General features: G+C 46.6%; 15 protein-coding genes. 6 read left to right on the forward strand and 9 right to left on the reverse strand.

From position 1 onward, the window contains the following. Positions 1-50 precede the first annotated feature (50 nt). Positions 51-983, forward strand: coding sequence for a nucleoside hydrolase (locus SFC66_RS03040; RefSeq protein ID WP_411217227.1), 933 nt, complete (start codon positions 51-53; stop codon positions 981-983). 121 nt (positions 984-1,104) lie between these two features. After that, entirely contained in the window at positions 1,105-1,896 is a 792-nt protein-coding gene (locus SFC66_RS03045) for a histidinol-phosphatase HisJ family protein (RefSeq protein WP_411217228.1), read from the forward strand. Here the strand turns inward: SFC66_RS03045 and SFC66_RS03050 are convergent. The 3 genes from SFC66_RS03050 to motA form a co-directional block, all read right to left on the reverse strand. Next, complete coding sequence (locus tag SFC66_RS03050; protein ID WP_411217229.1) at positions 1,888-2,694, reverse strand: hypothetical protein; 807 nt, start codon at positions 2,692-2,694, stop codon at positions 1,888-1,890. The genes SFC66_RS03045 and SFC66_RS03050 overlap by 9 nt on opposite strands. Positions 2,695-2,829: 135 nt before the next feature. Beyond that, complete coding sequence (gene motB, locus SFC66_RS03055; protein ID WP_411217230.1) at positions 2,830-3,651, reverse strand: flagellar motor protein MotB; 822 nt, start codon at positions 3,649-3,651, stop codon at positions 2,830-2,832. Further along, on the reverse strand, positions 3,648-4,445 hold the full coding sequence (gene motA / locus SFC66_RS03060; RefSeq protein ID WP_411217231.1) for a flagellar motor stator protein MotA: 798 nt from the start codon (positions 4,443-4,445) through the stop codon (positions 3,648-3,650). The genes motB and motA overlap by 4 nt, the downstream gene beginning before the upstream one ends. Positions 4,446-4,759: 314 nt before the next feature. Between motA and SFC66_RS03065 the strand changes: the two genes are divergently transcribed. Genes SFC66_RS03065 through SFC66_RS03080 form a run of 4 tightly spaced genes read left to right on the forward strand, consistent with a single transcriptional unit; the run spans position 4,760 to position 9,936 of the window. Further along, a complete protein-coding gene (locus SFC66_RS03065) occupies positions 4,760-6,238 on the forward strand; it encodes a PTS mannitol transporter subunit IIBC (RefSeq protein WP_411217232.1) in 1,479 nt (492 codons plus the stop codon). A gap of 22 nt (positions 6,239-6,260) precedes the next feature. Then, positions 6,261-8,351: a BglG family transcription antiterminator gene (locus SFC66_RS03070; protein WP_411217233.1), complete on the forward strand. Its 2,091-nt coding sequence runs from the start codon at positions 6,261-6,263 to the stop codon at positions 8,349-8,351. Between the two features lie 2 nt (positions 8,352-8,353). Next, positions 8,354-8,785 carry a PTS mannitol transporter subunit IIA gene (locus SFC66_RS03075; protein WP_411217234.1) on the forward strand — a complete coding sequence of 144 codons (432 nt, stop codon included), beginning with the start codon at positions 8,354-8,356 and terminating at the stop codon, positions 8,783-8,785. Continuing rightward, positions 8,785-9,936, forward strand: coding sequence for a mannitol-1-phosphate 5-dehydrogenase (locus SFC66_RS03080; RefSeq protein ID WP_411217235.1), 1,152 nt, complete (start codon positions 8,785-8,787; stop codon positions 9,934-9,936). The genes SFC66_RS03075 and SFC66_RS03080 overlap by 1 nt, the downstream gene beginning before the upstream one ends. Positions 9,937-9,950: 14 nt before the next feature. Here SFC66_RS03080 and SFC66_RS03085 read toward each other — a convergent pair whose 3' ends face one another. The 6 genes from SFC66_RS03085 to zupT form a co-directional block, all read right to left on the reverse strand. Further along, positions 9,951-10,853 (reverse strand): NAD(P)/FAD-dependent oxidoreductase, encoded by a 903-nt coding sequence (locus tag SFC66_RS03085; RefSeq protein WP_411217236.1) that lies wholly within the window; start codon positions 10,851-10,853, stop codon positions 9,951-9,953. Positions 10,854-10,882: 29 nt separating this feature from the next. Further along, a complete protein-coding gene (locus tag SFC66_RS03090; RefSeq protein WP_411217237.1) occupies positions 10,883-11,668 on the reverse strand; it encodes an SDR family oxidoreductase in 786 nt (261 codons plus the stop codon). A gap of 112 nt (positions 11,669-11,780) precedes the next feature. Further along, a complete protein-coding gene (locus SFC66_RS03095) occupies positions 11,781-12,290 on the reverse strand; it encodes a YfiT family bacillithiol transferase (RefSeq protein WP_411217238.1) in 510 nt (169 codons plus the stop codon). 74 nt (positions 12,291-12,364) lie between these two features. Next, positions 12,365-13,489 carry an ABC transporter ATP-binding protein gene (locus SFC66_RS03100; protein WP_411217239.1) on the reverse strand — a complete coding sequence of 375 codons (1,125 nt, stop codon included), beginning with the start codon at positions 13,487-13,489 and terminating at the stop codon, positions 12,365-12,367. A gap of 114 nt (positions 13,490-13,603) precedes the next feature. Continuing rightward, positions 13,604-14,554, reverse strand: a complete 951-nt coding sequence (locus SFC66_RS03105) for an aminopeptidase (RefSeq protein WP_411217240.1) — start codon at positions 14,552-14,554, stop codon at positions 13,604-13,606. 69 nt (positions 14,555-14,623) lie between these two features. Next, positions 14,624-15,424, reverse strand: coding sequence for a zinc transporter ZupT (gene zupT, locus SFC66_RS03110; protein WP_411217241.1), 801 nt, complete (start codon positions 15,422-15,424; stop codon positions 14,624-14,626). Positions 15,425-15,483 lie beyond the last annotated feature (59 nt).

Here is a 15,483-nt window from a genome sequence, read left to right on the forward strand (position 1 = left end):
TATGATATAGTAAGAAAGTCAGACAGCATAGAAGAAAGGGAGTCATAGCAATGAAAAACGTTTATTTGAATCATGATGGCGGTGTCGACGATCTTATTTCACTTTATCTATTATTGAAAATGGAGAACGTGCGTCTTATCGGCTGTTCCGTCATTCCAGCCGACAGTTATTTGGAGCCTGCCCTGTCAGCGAGCCGCAAGATCAATGATCGCTTCGGTAACGCCGATACATTGGAGATTGCAGCATCCACTTCCCGCGGCAAAAATCCATTTCCGAAAGACTGGCGCATGCATGCCTTCTTTGTGGACGCTTTGCCGATTTTGAATGAGCATCTTCCAGTCCGCACCAAGGTAGCTGAAAAACCTGCTCACCTGGATATGATTGATAAATTGAAAGCACAAGAAGAAAAAACAACGCTTATTTTCATTGGTCCTTTGACTGATTTGGCTCGGGCTTTGGAAATGGATCCAAGCATCGTACAGCATATCGAAAAGCTTGTATGGATGGGCGGCACACTGCTCCCGACTGGGAATGTGGAAGAGCCGGAACACGATGGTACGGCTGAATGGAATGCTTTTTGGGATCCTGAAGCAATGGACGTCGTTTGGAAAAGTGACATACTAATTGATATGGTCGCTTTGGAAAGTACCAATCAAGTTCCTCTGACTGTGGATATCCGGGAAGAATGGGCGCGCCACCGTCAATACGAAGGTGTGGATTTCGTCGGTCAAAGCTATGCAGCGGTACCGCCTCTTGTCCACTTTGAGACAAATTCCACCTACTATCTATGGGATGTACTTACGACTGCCTCTGTCGGAAACAGTTCGCTAGTACAGAAAAAGCCTGTCTATGTGAGTGTTGAGGCAGATGGACCTTCACAAGGCCGTACATATGAGGATAAAGACGGAAAGGAAATCCAATTGGTGTTCGATGTCGATCATGACGGCTTCTTCACTTATATCCAATCTTTGATGAAAGCCTAAAGACAGATTTTCATATAATTGGTATCGCATATATACATCAAATTTGTTATACTATTCCGTGGCTGTTATCCACATGTGGATAATTAAAATGTACGAAACGGAAAGAAGGCAGATTAGAGATATGTATATGGATTACCATCACCACACGAATAACTCAATCGATTCCAAGGCTGTCATGCAAGAAGTATGCGAACAGGCCATCAGCAGAGGAATCAAGGAAATCTGTTTTACCGAGCATTATTCCGTAAATCCAGTGGCCCCGACTTACGGCCATATGGATTTCGCTAAATATCAACAGGATATCAAGGATTCCCAAGATGCTTACGGTGACCGATTGACCATCAAGATGGGGATAGAGCTTTGTGAACCACATTTGATGATGGATGTATACGAGCAAAAGCTCAGCTCTATCCCATTTGATTTCATCATGGGATCTGTTCATAATATCGGCAACCAAAAACTGCGCCTGCATCTGCGCGCTAACGAAGAAACATTCTACGATGATTATTTTTCCGAAATGTACAAGCTCGTTTCCGATGCGGATATCGACGTGCTTGCACATATCGATCTGATGAAACGATATGCTGTCCAGGAAGGACATGAAGTTTATGTATTCGAGCAGTATAAAGACCAAATCGCCGCTGTATTGGAAAAAGCGATACAGCGCGGCATCGGCATCGAAATAAATACATCCGGACTGCGGAGCTCCCTTGGGGAAGCGCTGCCGACACCGCAGATCGTATCGCTATACCATGATCTTGGCGGCAGGATCCTGACACTCGGCTCTGATTCACATAAAGCGGAAACAGTTGGTGCAGGCATACAAGAGGCTGCTCAAATTGCTAAGCAATGCGGTTTCACCCATATCTGCCAATTTGATAAGCGCGAACCGCGGCTTGTCGCTTTACGTTAATGCTTCCTTCTCATTGCGCAGCTTATTTTTGATGAATGCTTTGAATTGCTCATCCTGACAATCCGGCACCAATGCTGGATTGTCAGGATTTTGCATGTAGGACTCTTCTTCACTCCATAATTCACGCCTCAAAACACGCAGCCGCACATAATACGTCATCAATTTGAGATCAAGCCACATTTCCTCTTTAAAGAATTCGAATACCTCCGCCTGGCTCGCTGTTGTTTCTTCCTTTTTTTGGGCAATGTTATATTGCGCTTGCACAATCTTGTTCACATGCTGCTCCATCAATTCTTGTTCAGCCGTTGTGAATGCTCCCCTGCTGATCGTATCGTCCATCAATTTTTCCGCCTCGGCAGTATGCTCCAATATTGCCTGCTGTTCTTGCTGGATTGTATCCAATAAATCAAAAAATCGGGCAAATGCCTGCTGGATTTCTTCTGTTGCCAGACGGATGACGTTATTTTCCACTGCCTCCAGCAGCTGTCGAAATGAATGGTAGCGTTTATCTGTCAGCTTGACCCCATTGTCTGAGGTCAATCTGCGTATCATCTGGACACTTGTCATATAACTATAATAGCGTATTGCCAGTTCTTCCACTTCATGCTGCGCGGGTATCCTGCCATTCTCTGCTACAAGGAGACGCTCATTACTTGGCATGAATGCAAAATAATAATGGTCCGGTATGGTACTGTCCTTGCAAATTGCAGGACAAACATCCGCTCGCTCATCATCCTGCTGGCGGCTGCGCTCGAATGCATCGGCTACTGGCTGTGGTAATAATTCTTCCGTTATCATGCTTTTTCCTCCGTTCTTTCCTGCGTATACCTAGTATTTCACAAATTTCCCTAACTCAATCCTACCTTATTTCCCTATTCTTTTGTAAGCATTTTCATTACACTATAAAAAAAAATAACAGCCCATATAGGACTGTTATTCTGCTGCAGCTTCACGCGGCAAGATAAGAACTTCGACTCGTCGGTTCTTCTCCCGGCCCTCTGCTGTATCATTGGAGGCAATGGGTTTGAATTCACCAAAACCTTTGGCGCTGAACCAGCGCGGATCAAGCTTATCATTCTCAAGTACAAGTTTCATGAAATTGACAGACCGCATCACACTGAGTTCCCAGTTGGAGTTATAAGCCGATGTGCTGATCGGTACATCGTCGGTATGTCCGCTGATGATGACTTCACGTGGCGGATCCATGACAAGCAAATCGGAAATTTCTTTTGCAATCTCCTCATCCTTGACACTTACCTCACTGCTGCCTGAATTGAATAGGACATTATCATTGATTGTCAGCAATAATCCTTCATCCGTCAGATTGGTCGAGAACTTATTACTTAAATCCTTATCACTGATATAAGTCTCGATTTTCTCCTGGATTTTCTTCAGTTCTTCCTGCTCTGCAGCTTGCAAAGCAGCTTCCTCATCCTTCTCTTGGTCCACTTTCTCAGCAGCTGCCGCTTCTAAGGATTCTTCTTTCTTTTCTTCCTCATCTTTTTGATCGACTGCTGCGGAGCTGGATTCATTTTTCGGATTCATACCTGTATTGGAATCCAATAATCCTTCACCGCCATGAACGATACTGCTGAACGAGTCAGAAAGCTTGTTGAACTTCTGCGCGTCGATCGAACTGGTGGCAAAAAGGACGATGAAAAGCGCCAGCAGCAGCGTCAGAAGATCGGCATACGGAAGCAGCCAGGATTCATCCACATGTTCTTCATGCTTTTTGTGCTTGCGCTTCCGGCTCATACTGCCACTTCCTCTTCGGCTTCAGCTTCACCAAATTCAGCTTTTTCTTTACCAGGCAAATAAGCGAGCAATTTTTGTTCCAGCATCCGCGGAGTTTCCCCTTCCAATATGGAAAGGATTCCTTCCACCATCAAAAGCTTGTGCTGAACTTCCTGCTGTGTTTTCCGCTTCAATTTATTGGCGATCGGGTGACAGATGACATATCCCATGAATATCCCCATCAGCGTGGCAACAAAGGCCGCAGCTATGGCATGACTCAGCTTATCGATATCCGAAATGTCACCGAGTGCTGCGATAAGACCGATAACGGCTCCCAACACACCGAGTGATGGCGCGTATGTACCAGCTTGTGTGAAGATGGCTGCACCGATTGCATGCCGATCTTCCAATGCATCCACTTCTTCATTCAGCACATTGCGGATATACTCAGGAGACTCCCCGTCGACAGCCATGCTCAATCCATTACGAAGAAAGTCATCTTCTACGTCACGTGCACTGTTCTCCAATGCAAGCAGTCCTTCTTTACGGCTGACTTGCGACCATTCCGAAAACATACGGACAAGCTCTTTTGTATCGAATTCCTGTTTGTTCTTAAATACAACACCAAGCAGTTTCGGGAATCGTTTCAACTCATTCCCAGGAAACGCAAGCGTAACCGAAGCAGCTGTACCAACCAGAATGATCAGTATGGCAGCAGGGTTAATAAGTGCAGATGGGCTTACACCTTTGAGCACCATACCTACTCCAACAGCAACCAGGCCCAATATGACACCGATGATTGATGATTTATCCATATTTCCATTCTCCTAAAAAGTTTGATTACCCTTAATATCGGATACATTCGAAGAATCTGTATGATTTTTAATAAAATTTACGTTTCTTTTCCAGCATAAAAGGCAAACAGTAACAAAAGTGTCATAATTCTTTTCGACAGTATATTATAAACACTTTTACCTAAGCTATGGATGGTGAGTGGACACAGTTGGCAGGAAGGCACGTGACAAATGTGGTGTTTGTTTCTGTTGTGAAATCGCATACATCGAACGTATGATAGAAGCAAGCACTACATTATTCATTATTTCGTTCATATATAAAAGGGGGAAATAGCATGGCACAGGAAAAAGCCAGTGTCCGCGCTCGAGTTCAGAAATTCGGTTCGTATCTCAGCAGCATGGTCATGCCGAATATCGGCGCATTCATTGCATGGGGTCTTATCACAGCACTATTCATTCCAGATGGGTATTTTCCGAATGAAAAGATTGCCGCAATCGTCAGCCCATCCATCACTTATCTATTGCCGCTATTGATCGGTTTCACAGGCGGACGTCTCGTCCACGATATACGAGGCGGGGTCGTCGGGGCAATCGTCACCATGGGTGCGATCGTCGGATCCCCGGATACCCCAATGTTCCTTGGAGCAATGGCAATGGGTCCGCTCGGCGGATATGCGATCAAGCTATTTGATCAGTATATTGGTTCCAAAGTACGTTCTGGTTTTGAAATGCTTGTCAACAACTTCTCTGCCGGTATCATCGGCGGTGCCCTGGCAATCGGCGCCATCTACTTTGTCGGCCCGCTGCTGGAAGGTTTGACTAATGTATTGGAATCCGGTGTTGACTGGCTTGTAGGCCTAGGTCTCCTGCCGCTTGTCAACGTGTTGATAGAGCCAGCGAAAGTATTGTTCCTTAACAATGCAATCAACCATAGTATTTTCACACCACTTGGTCTGGATCAAGCTGCAGAGGCAGGAAAATCGATCCTGTTCCTTCTGGAAGCAAACCCAGGTCCTGGTCTTGGAATCCTGCTTGCCTTCATGGTCTTTGGTAAAGGAAGCGCAAGAGCATCTGCACCAGGTGCTGCGATCATCCATTTCTTCGGCGGGATCCATGAAATTTACTTCCCGTACATCCTGATGAAGCCGTTCTTGATTGTTGCGGCAATCGGTGGCGGTGTAACAGGTACGCTGATCTTCTCCCTGATGGATGTCGGTCTTCGTGCCGCCGCTTCACCAGGAAGTGTCATCGCTATCTTCCTGATGGGTAATCCAAGTGACTACCTTGGCTTGGCACTAGGTATCTTAGGTGCAGCTGCAGTATCCTTCGCGATTTCTGCTGTGATCATGAAGAGCAGCAAAGCAACTGAAACGGATATCGAAGAAGCAACTGCAAAGTCCAAGGAAATGAAAGGTACGAAACCTGCTGCTGCAGTCGGTATCAACCAATCTGGCGGTGCTGCTGATGAAGCTGCCGAAGAGTTGGACACAGCTGCACAGCATGCAGATAAGAGCAGCGATTCATTTGATTACAGCAATGTAAACAAAATCACATTTGCTTGTGATGCCGGTATGGGTTCCAGTGCAATGGGCGCATCCCTGCTGCGCAAGAAAATGAAGGATGCCGGCCTGACGGAAATCACAGTCGACAATGCTGCCATTTCCAATATCCAAGATGATGCGGACATCGTCATCACACAGAAGAACCTGACGGACCGTGCCCGCAACAAACGTCCGGATGCAGAACATATTTCAGTGGAAAACTTCTTGAACAGTCCGAAATACGCAGAACTGATCGAGAACCTAAAGAAGTGATCATATGTAAGGAGTGATTGATTTGGAATTGATTAGCAGCAGAGAAAGAAAAATAATCCTGCGATTGCTACGTTCCCCAAACCAATTCATCTCCATCCGAGAGCTGGCAGAATCATTACATGTCAGCTCTCGAACTATTCACCGGGAATTGAAGCAAGTGGAACGCACACTGACTGAGAATGAATTGGATTTACTTCGTGTCACCGGCTCCGGTATCCGGATCGAAGGCGAAAAAAATCAGATAGAAGCACTGCAAGAACGGCTGCGCGATGCCGTCGAGGTAGATACGACGCAAGAAGAGCGGCTGCTTCATTTACTCTATTTACTCGTTGAAGCTTCCGAACCGGTCAAGGCTGCCTATCTGGCAAGTGAAGTACAGTTATCCAAAACAGCGATATCTGTCTATTTGGATGCATTGGAAGCGAGAGTGGCAGATTATTCGCTTTCCATCACAAGGCGCCGCGGCGTTGGAGTCGAGCTGGAAGGAGAAGAAAACGAGAAAAGGAAGATACTCGTCCAACTCATCATGGAGCAGCTGGATCAAGCTTCCATCTATTCCTTCACAAATGATTACGAAGAACAGACATTGCATCATTTCCTTCAAAATATCATCAAGGATCAGCGCATGACCATGGTGGAGAAATATGTAATGGATCATTTGACGAAGCTTTCCTATTCGATAGCTGATAACGCTTATGTAGCTTTGATCACTTATATCAGCATCACGATCCAGCGAATACAGCAGAATAGATATGTAATCTTGTCATCTCCTTTGCTTGAATCTTTACAAAAAACGGAAGAATATACGATTGCCCAGGCGCTGAGCAGGGAATTGGAAAATACCTTCTCGGTTACATTTTCGGCTTCGGAGATTGGCTATATAGCTGTACAGATACAAGGAGCAAAGCGAAATGAAACAACACATCGCTCCGACCCGTTATTCGAACTGCAAGTACAAGCTTTCATCCAAATGGTCGCAGCAGAGATCCAGCTGCCGCAGCTGGAAAAGGATGAGACATTCACAGAAGGGTTGCTGGCCCATATCGAACCAGCAATCAGCCGGGCAAGGGAAGGCATTCAAACATACAACCCGTTAACAGAAAAAATCGAGCAGGACTACCTGGAAATCGTTGCTGCTGTCCGGCTGGCTCTTGAAACAGTATTCCCCACATTCCGGTTTGGACAAGGCGAGGTTGCCTTCCTGGCATTGCATTTCGCTTCTGCAAGGGAAAGACAGCGGAGCAGACAGCGATTGCATGTCTTGGTCGTTTGCTCAAGCGGTATTGGTACATCCAAGATGCTTGCTAGCAGACTGCAGAATGAGTTTCCGGAAATTACGCAGGTGACACTGTCATCCTTTCTCGAATTGAAGGATTTGGAGCTGGAAACATTTGATTTGCTGATCTCGACAATCAGTCTTGATCAATTCCACAGAAGTTATTTGCTCGTCAATCCGCTTCTGCCTTCACCGGATGTCAAACGCGTCGATTCGTTCATCCAGCAGGAACTGCCGACGATCTATAAGAAACGGAAACTAACAACACAAGCTCCATCCGTAAAGTCATCATTTTCAGCAATATCGGCATTCGAACCGAAATTATCTGAATTGCAAACGTTGACGGAAGCTGTGCAAAACCTATGGCGCAACTTTACTGTCGATGAAAGTTATCCATCATCGGCAGCGCTTTTCCCGCACATCGATCAGGAGGCAGCCAAGCTTGGTGTCATCAAAAAACATGGTACACTCACTCACCTGCTTCAGCAGCGTGAAACACTTGGCGGAATGGGTATCCCTGAAACCAAGATGGCTTTATATCATAGTCGCAGCAGCGAAATCGAACAGCCTGCATTTTGGATGATGGCGCTACCCACCCCTATCACTATCAAGGGGATGGACAACAAAGCGATGGAGGCTGACCGCCTTTTCATCCTTGCTGCACCGGACAATTTGCCTTTGAGCTGTTACGAGCTGTTCAGCAAAATCAGCATCTTCATCTTGGAAGAGCATATCCAGAACCTGATTCGCTCTAGCGATCAAGAGGCACTGAGAAAGGAGCTGGCGCAGCTGCTGACTGCCCACATCCAACAATTCACAGATCACTTAGGAGGGTAATCATGGAAGTATTACAAGAAGCAAATATCGTATTGAACACATCATTGGAAAATCAGGAGGATGCTATCCGCAAAGCCGGACAGATCCTTGTGGATAATGGTTATGTCAACGCATCCTATGTGGATAAGATGATGGAACGGGAAGCATTGACTTCCACTTATATGGGGAATTTCGTAGCCATTCCCCACGGTACGGAAGATGCTAAGGAAGAGGTCCTTGCATCTGGCATCTCGATCATCCAAGCACCTGAAGGCGTTAGATTCGATGGTAATGAAGTGAAACTTGTTTTCGGTATCGCTGGTAAAAACAATGAACATTTGGACATCCTCTCGCAAATTGCCATCGTTTGTTCAGAGGAGGAAAACATCGACAAGCTTGTCAAAGCAACTAGCAAGCAGGAGATCATCGACATGTTCTCTGAGGTGGATGCGTAATGAAGAGCGTACACATTGGTGCCGGCAATATCGGCAGAGGTTTTATCGGCGCGCTTCTCTCTCATGCTGATGTCCACGTGACTTTTGCGGATGTGAATAGTGACATCATTTCCGCCTTGAAGGAAAAGCAGCAATATGACGTAGTCTATGCACAGGAAGAAACGCATTCGGAAACCATTACAGGTGTTACCGGTTTGAATAGTGCCACCGAAGAGGAAGCTGTCATCAAGGCTATCGCTGAAGCTGATTTGGTGACGACTGCAGTTGGTCCATCCATTTTGCCGCATGTCGCTCCCGTCATTGCCAAAGGACTCGTGCAGCGAGCCAAGCAGCCAAAGCCGGTTCATGTGATTGCATGTGAAAATATGATCCGCGGCTCCAGTCAATTGCGTGAATTCGTCATGTCACATGTGGATGAGCAAGATGTTGCGCAAGTAGAAAGCTATACCGCTTTCTGTGACGCAGCTGTGGATAGAATCGTACCCATCCAAGAACAGCAAGATTTGCTGACTGTTCAAGTAGAGCCATATTTCGAATGGGTGGTAGAGAAAAAGAACTGGCAAGGTGACCTTCCTGCGATTGAAGCTATCACATTTGTCGATGACTTGGAACCATATATCGAAAGAAAACTGCTGACAGTCAATACTGGTCACGCAGCCATTGCTTATGCAGGATATGCCAAAGGCTACGCTACCATCATTGATGCAATTAAGGATGAGGAAATTTTAAGTCTTGCGAAACAGGCATTAGAAGAAACCAGTTCTCTCCTGCAGGAAAAATGGGGCTTTGAAGAAGATGACCTGTCCCATTATATTGCAAAAATCCTTCAACGTTACCAGAACCCGTATATTTCTGATATGGTAACACGCGTTGGCCGCGGTCCGATCCGAAAGCTTGGACCAAAGGATAGATTGGTTTATCCAGCACAAGCATTGCTGGACAAAGGCAAGTCAGCTGAAGCCCTGCTTACGACAATCGCTTATGCACTGGAATTCGATCCAGAAGGCGATGATGAAGCAAAAGAATTGCAGGAACGCATCAAATCCGAGGGAGCCGCTTCAGCTTTATCCCATATCAGCGGTCAGTCCAAGGGTAGCGAGCTAGTAACAAAAGCAATCGAAAAATATGAACAACAAAAAGACAGAGCCTAAGCCGCTCTGTCTTTTCACGTTGTCTTCAATAAACGCTTTTGCATCCAAATTGCTGCCTGCATACCATCGCCCATCGCGATGCTGACCTGTTCTGAATGTACGGTGATATCCCCAGCTGCCCAGACACCTTCAACACTTGTCTCTTTTGTACGGGGATTATTTTCGATGTGCTTATTCTTATGAAGCTCCACACCTAAAGATTCTGCCAGCTCACTATTCACCTTGTTCTTCCCAAAGGCGACAAAAGCTTTCTCAGCCCATATCTTGTCCCCGTCACTCAACACAAAGCCTTCCAGCCGCTTCTCTTCATCTAGCACGACTTCTTGAACGGGCTGCTCATAGTATTCAATGGAATTCTTTTTCAATTTCTCGAAAGTCTCCTCTGAGATCGGCTCCTGCTCATGATTGATATAAACAATATCATCAGACCAATAAGTGAGCATTACCGCCAAACCCGCCCCTGCTTCACCTGATCCAGTCACGACAGTCCGCTTGCCGCTGATTTCATAGCCGTCACAATCCGGGCAAACATACACATCCGTACCGAGCAGCGGATACAGCTCTTTTATCGGTATCCTGTCTGTTATACCTGTGGCAAACAGCAGCAGTTTTCCTTCATGGCTCTGCCCATCTGCTGTTTTTACTGAAAAAATCTCTTTTTCTTTCTCCGCTGTGACTGCTTCCTGGTGTTCGACAGTGATACAGCCATACTTCTCCATTTGCTTGCGGCCAAGCTCCAAAAGGTGATTGCCCGAGACCCCATCCGGCCAGCCGATCAAATTATGATAGCTTTTACACCAATGAGATCTGCCATCATTGCGTTTGTCCAGGACGAGGACCTCCCGTTTGTACCGGCCGAATTGAATGGCAGCCTGCACACCAGCGATGCCTCCGCCAATGATGATTACATCATACATGATAAACCTCCTATGTCCTTACTGAAATGTCATAATAATGTTTCCGCACCATCCGCATACAATACGCTTCCCGACATATGTCCAGAAGCATCAGAAGCCAGGAAGCAAACGATGGATGCTACATCCTCCGGCTGTCCAGGTTCTCCTTTCAATGGATGCTGCCCTTTAGGAAAGACCTTGGGAATCGTCACTTCTGCCAGATGCTCTTCGTCTTTCTTTGTCCGTTCTTCGATATTGGTCTCGATGCCGCCAGGGCAGACGACATTCACTCGAATGCGATAAGCAGAAAGCTCCAATGCGGCCATCTTGCCTAAAGCTGTCTGCGCTGCTTTCGATGCACTGTAAGCACTCATGCCAAAGCCGGAAAATGTCCGGTTTCCATTGATAGAACTCGTGATGATGATGCTGCCGCCGCGTTCTTTCATGTAAGGGATGGCAAATTTGAGCGTAAGGAAAGTACCTTTGGCATTCGTTCCAAGTGTTTGGTCCCAATCTTCTTCTGGTAAATGTTCGATAGGGGAAAGCGTGCCATTGATACCTGCATTGGCAAACACGATATCCAGTTGTCCGAACACATCAATCACTTTTTCATATGCCTGTTTCAGGTGGCTGCTGTTTGACACATCCACTTCAGCAGTGACTGCCGCTCCGCCAGCTGTCTCGATTTCTTCCGCTGTCGCTTTTGCCGCAGCACCGTCCATATCGAAAAGAGCTACCTTGACTCCCCTGGCAGCGAGCATGAGTGCTGCTGCCTTTCCGATACCCGACCCCGCTCCAGTAACAACTGCCACTTTATGAGCCAATGATGCATCCATCTTGTCATCCACTCCTTTTCTATCTACCTAGTTATTTCCTTCCTCCTCCTTACATAAAACCCGGTTCCATCAAAAAAAGAGTATCCGCGCAGGATACTCGATTGTGGTTGGCTCATTTTTGCAAGGCAAGATGCATATGAGCCAGATGATGTTTGCCGTGCCAAGCATAAATGCCGATATTCTCTTTTAAACTCACTTCACCGGAATCCGGATGCTGGAAAGTCCGTTCCAGCTGTTCAGTGCTAAGAGATTGCAGCAGTGCGACCCACTTCCTATGGATGGATGACAGCAGATTCACGGCTGCTTGTGGAGGCAATTCGTAATCTGCAAGCTTCGCCCACTCTGCTTCTTCGTAGGGTTTGATGATCGGGTTTTCTTCCGTCAGTGCAAGTTTGAATCGTATGAAAGAATTCAAATGACTATCCGCTAGATGATGGACCAGCTGCTTGATTGTCCATCCGCCTTCCCGGTATGTATACATAAGCTCAGAATCCGACAGCTTATCCACAAGCGCATGCACTTGCTCAGGCAGCAGGCTGATCTCTTCCACCCACTGCGCAATTAGTGTTTCCGTTATCATCCCTTTCACTTCAAACTGACCAATGGGATACCTTCTGTCCATCCAAACCCCTCCTTCTATGATTACTTCCATCGTATCACAAAAAGACTGCACCCTTTACAGGTACAGCCTTTCTATCAAGATACCTGGGAGGCAGCGTTCGCTTCCGTTATCCTGACTTCCGTTTCTTTATCAAAGAAATGTACTTGGTCCATATCCAATAACAGCTTGCGCTTATCTTTGCCCCTGATATCCGAACGTGCGTCCACACGCGCGACGAATTCCTGGCCGGCTAGCTCGGCATAAAGGAAGCTTTCCGCACCCATCAATTCCACAACGTCGATTGTTGCTTCCACTTCATGGGCATACGCCAGGTTTTCCTCATAATCGGCATCATGTATATGCTCCGGTCTGATGCCCATCACGATTTCACCGCTGGCATATCCTGCATCTTGCAGCATTTTCTTGTGCGCTGGAGTAAGCTCGAATGTGACATCACCAAGTTTAGCTTTGCCCTCTGAGATGGTCACATGGAGGAAGTTCATGGATGGTGAGCCGATAAAGCCACCCACGAACATATTATTCGGATTGTCGTACACATCCTTCGGCGCCCCCACCTGCTGGATGATTCCATCCTTCATGACAACAAGACGGCTGGCCATCGTCATCGCTTCTGTCTGGTCATGCGTGACATAAATCGTAGTCGTCTGTAAACGCTGATGCAGTTTCTGGATTTCAGAACGCATTTGCACCCGCAGTTTTGCATCCAAATTGGAAAGCGGCTCATCCATGAGGAATACTTTTGCATCCCGGACGATTGCTCGCCCAAGTGCTACACGCTGGCGCTGACCGCCGGATAGCGCTTTTGGCTTCCGGTTGAGGTATTCTGTCAATCCAAGGATCCGACTGGCTTCCTGGACTCGTTTGTCGATTTCATCTTTTTTGAATTTACGAAGCTTCAAACCAAAAGCCATATTATTGTACACATTCATATGCGGGTAAAGCGCATAGTTCTGGAACACCATGGCGATATCCCGATCCTTTGGCGGGACGTCATTCATTCGTTCTCCGTCCATATAAAAATCCCCGCCCGAGATTTCCTCCAGACCAGCAATCATACGTAAAGTTGTCGATTTCCCGCAGCCGGATGGACCGACGAAGACGATGAATTCTTTATCGTCTATCTCCAAATTGAAATCTTCAACTGCCGTGACGTTCTTATCATAGACCTTCTGGATATTTTTCAATTGAATCTTTGCCATGAGAGCGCCTCCTTTTGTATACCTTTACTTTACCTCTTTTCGGATATTGATTCCATTTGGCACTTGCACAAAATGTAAGCGCTTTTATTGTGCGATACGCTAAGAAGCGCAGTTTTAGCTGCGCTTCATATTTCCTTCTTCCAAAAGAAGTGCATCATCCAAATGCACTGTCGGAGCTTTCACGACACAATCGATATGGACACCAGCTGCCACAGTGCCGCCAAATGTGTTGTTGCTGCCGAATGCGATGTGTATCGTGCCGTATACTTTTTCATCTTCCAGGACATTGCCGGTGATCCGGGCTTTATCATTCGTTCCGACACCGAACTCAGCAACATTACGGCCTTCACCTTCTCCAAGCATTTGCAAAAGCATCTCCCCTTGTTTGCCGGAAGCAGCAATCAGACGACCTTCTTCGATTGTAAGAAGGATAGATTCCTCAAGCTTCCCTACACCAGAAATCGAGCCGTCGACCCAAATCCGCCCTGATGCAGTCCCTTCCAAAGGTGCAATGAATGCTTCACCAGAAGGCAGATTCCCGGATTTCCCCTTCTCCCGGTATATCCCTGTGCTTGGCACGCCGCTGCGACCCTGAATGGAAAAGCTCAGCTCCTCGCCGCCTTTTCTCACTGTGACTTGCTTGGATTCACTCAATTTTTCTGTAACTTCATATGTCAGCTTTTCGACTGTATCGTAATCTGCACTTATCGCGCCTTCCAAAAACATATCATATGTAATCCCTGGCATCGTTGCAACGCGCACCCCTGCAGCTGCTGCATCTTTTTTTGCCTGTGTATGCGTCAGGGAATGCTCCGTGATACATACTGCCACATCACAATGCTTCATAGCTTCCGCTACACCGCTCGGAGGTTCCTGACCGGATTTCTCACGATCTTGCATGACGAGCAGCAAAGTTTCCGATCCGATTGATCTTCCAGCTGCATAAAGGGCTTCAGCCAGCTCTTTCTTGCTATCATCTGTCACGATGAGTAATGTTTCTTCTTTTTTCAGTGCCAAGCTGCTGCTCAATACATTCCTGCTATTCTCCAATAACTTGCTTCCCATAAGATATCCCTCCCTGTTTCCCCCTATTATACACAAAGAAACCGTCCGCTTAAGCAGACGGTTCTTGATTCAGATGAATAAAAGCAAGCTGACGGCCATCACCATCATACCGCTGATCAATCCATAGATGCTCGTATGACCTTCATCGTATTTCTTGGCTGCCGGCAGCAGGCCATCCAATGAAATGAAGACCATGATTCCTGCCACAGCAGCAAAGATGACACCAAACATGATATCATTCAAAAATGGCATCAGCACAAGATAAGCAAGCACCGCACCAACCGGTTCTGATAAACCGGATAAGAAAGACAGTCCGAATGCTTTTTTCTTATTGCCTGTTGCAAAGTAAACTGGTACCGCAACGGCAATTCCCTCCGGAATGTTATGGATCGCGATGGCGACAGCAATCGCGATTCCCAGAGAAGGGTCCTGCAGGGCAGACGTGAACGTGGCGATACCTTCCGGGAAGTTGTGGATGGCAATTGCCAATGCGGTGAAAGTACCCATTTTGAGCAAGGCCTGATTCTGTACCGGACTATCCATCTCTTCGACTTTCTTACCTTCATGCGGGTTGGATTGCTTTGGTATCAATTTATCGATCAGTGCAATGAGGAGCATACCGCCGAAGAATCCTCCTACCGTTGCCCAGTTACCCGCCTGGATACCCATTGCTCCGGTCAATGAATCTTTTGCTTTGACGAAGATCTCAACCATAGAGACATAAATCATGACCCCGGCAGAAAAACCGAGACTGAGTGATAAAAACTTCGTGTTGGTTGTGGAAGTGAAGAATCCCATCAGACTTCCTATCCCTGTTGCAAGTCCCGCCATCAAAGTCAAACCAAGAGCAAATAAAACGTTTTCGTCCATTATTACCCTCCTCATTAATTCCGACTAGTTTCTCTTATTATGCACTATAACAATAAAGT

The sequence above is a fragment of the Terribacillus saccharophilus genome, assembly GCF_046592895.1.
Classification (GTDB): Bacteria; Bacillota; Bacilli; order Bacillales; family Amphibacillaceae; genus Terribacillus; species Terribacillus saccharophilus_D.

Bases quoted from the DNA above. Each gene is read 5' to 3' on its own strand.
- zupT (WP_411217241.1), bottom strand. From the start codon at position 15,424: ATGGACGAAAACGTTTTATTTGCTCTTGGTTTGACTTTGATGGCGGGA.
- motB (WP_411217230.1), bottom strand. From the start codon at position 3,651: ATGAGCCGGAAGCGCAAGCACAAAAAGCATGAAGAACATGTGGATGAA.
- motA (WP_411217231.1), bottom strand. From the start codon at position 4,445: ATGGATAAATCATCAATCATCGGTGTCATATTGGGCCTGGTTGCTGTT.
- SFC66_RS03080 (WP_411217235.1), top strand. From the start codon at position 8,785: ATGAAGAGCGTACACATTGGTGCCGGCAATATCGGCAGAGGTTTTATC.
- SFC66_RS03050 (WP_411217229.1), bottom strand. From the start codon at position 2,694: ATGATAACGGAAGAATTATTACCACAGCCAGTAGCCGATGCATTCGAG.
- SFC66_RS03105 (WP_411217240.1), bottom strand. From the start codon at position 14,554: ATGGGAAGCAAGTTATTGGAGAATAGCAGGAATGTATTGAGCAGCAGC.
- SFC66_RS03075 (WP_411217234.1), top strand. From the start codon at position 8,354: ATGGAAGTATTACAAGAAGCAAATATCGTATTGAACACATCATTGGAA.
- SFC66_RS03100 (WP_411217239.1), bottom strand. From the start codon at position 13,489: ATGGCAAAGATTCAATTGAAAAATATCCAGAAGGTCTATGATAAGAAC.
- SFC66_RS03095 (WP_411217238.1), bottom strand. From the start codon at position 12,290: ATGGACAGAAGGTATCCCATTGGTCAGTTTGAAGTGAAAGGGATGATA.
- SFC66_RS03045 (WP_411217228.1), top strand. From the start codon at position 1,105: ATGTATATGGATTACCATCACCACACGAATAACTCAATCGATTCCAAG.
- SFC66_RS03040 (WP_411217227.1), top strand. From the start codon at position 51: ATGAAAAACGTTTATTTGAATCATGATGGCGGTGTCGACGATCTTATT.
- SFC66_RS03085 (WP_411217236.1), bottom strand. From the start codon at position 10,853: ATGTATGATGTAATCATCATTGGCGGAGGCATCGCTGGTGTGCAGGCT.
- SFC66_RS03090 (WP_411217237.1), bottom strand. From the start codon at position 11,668: ATGGATGCATCATTGGCTCATAAAGTGGCAGTTGTTACTGGAGCGGGG.
- SFC66_RS03065 (WP_411217232.1), top strand. From the start codon at position 4,760: ATGGCACAGGAAAAAGCCAGTGTCCGCGCTCGAGTTCAGAAATTCGGT.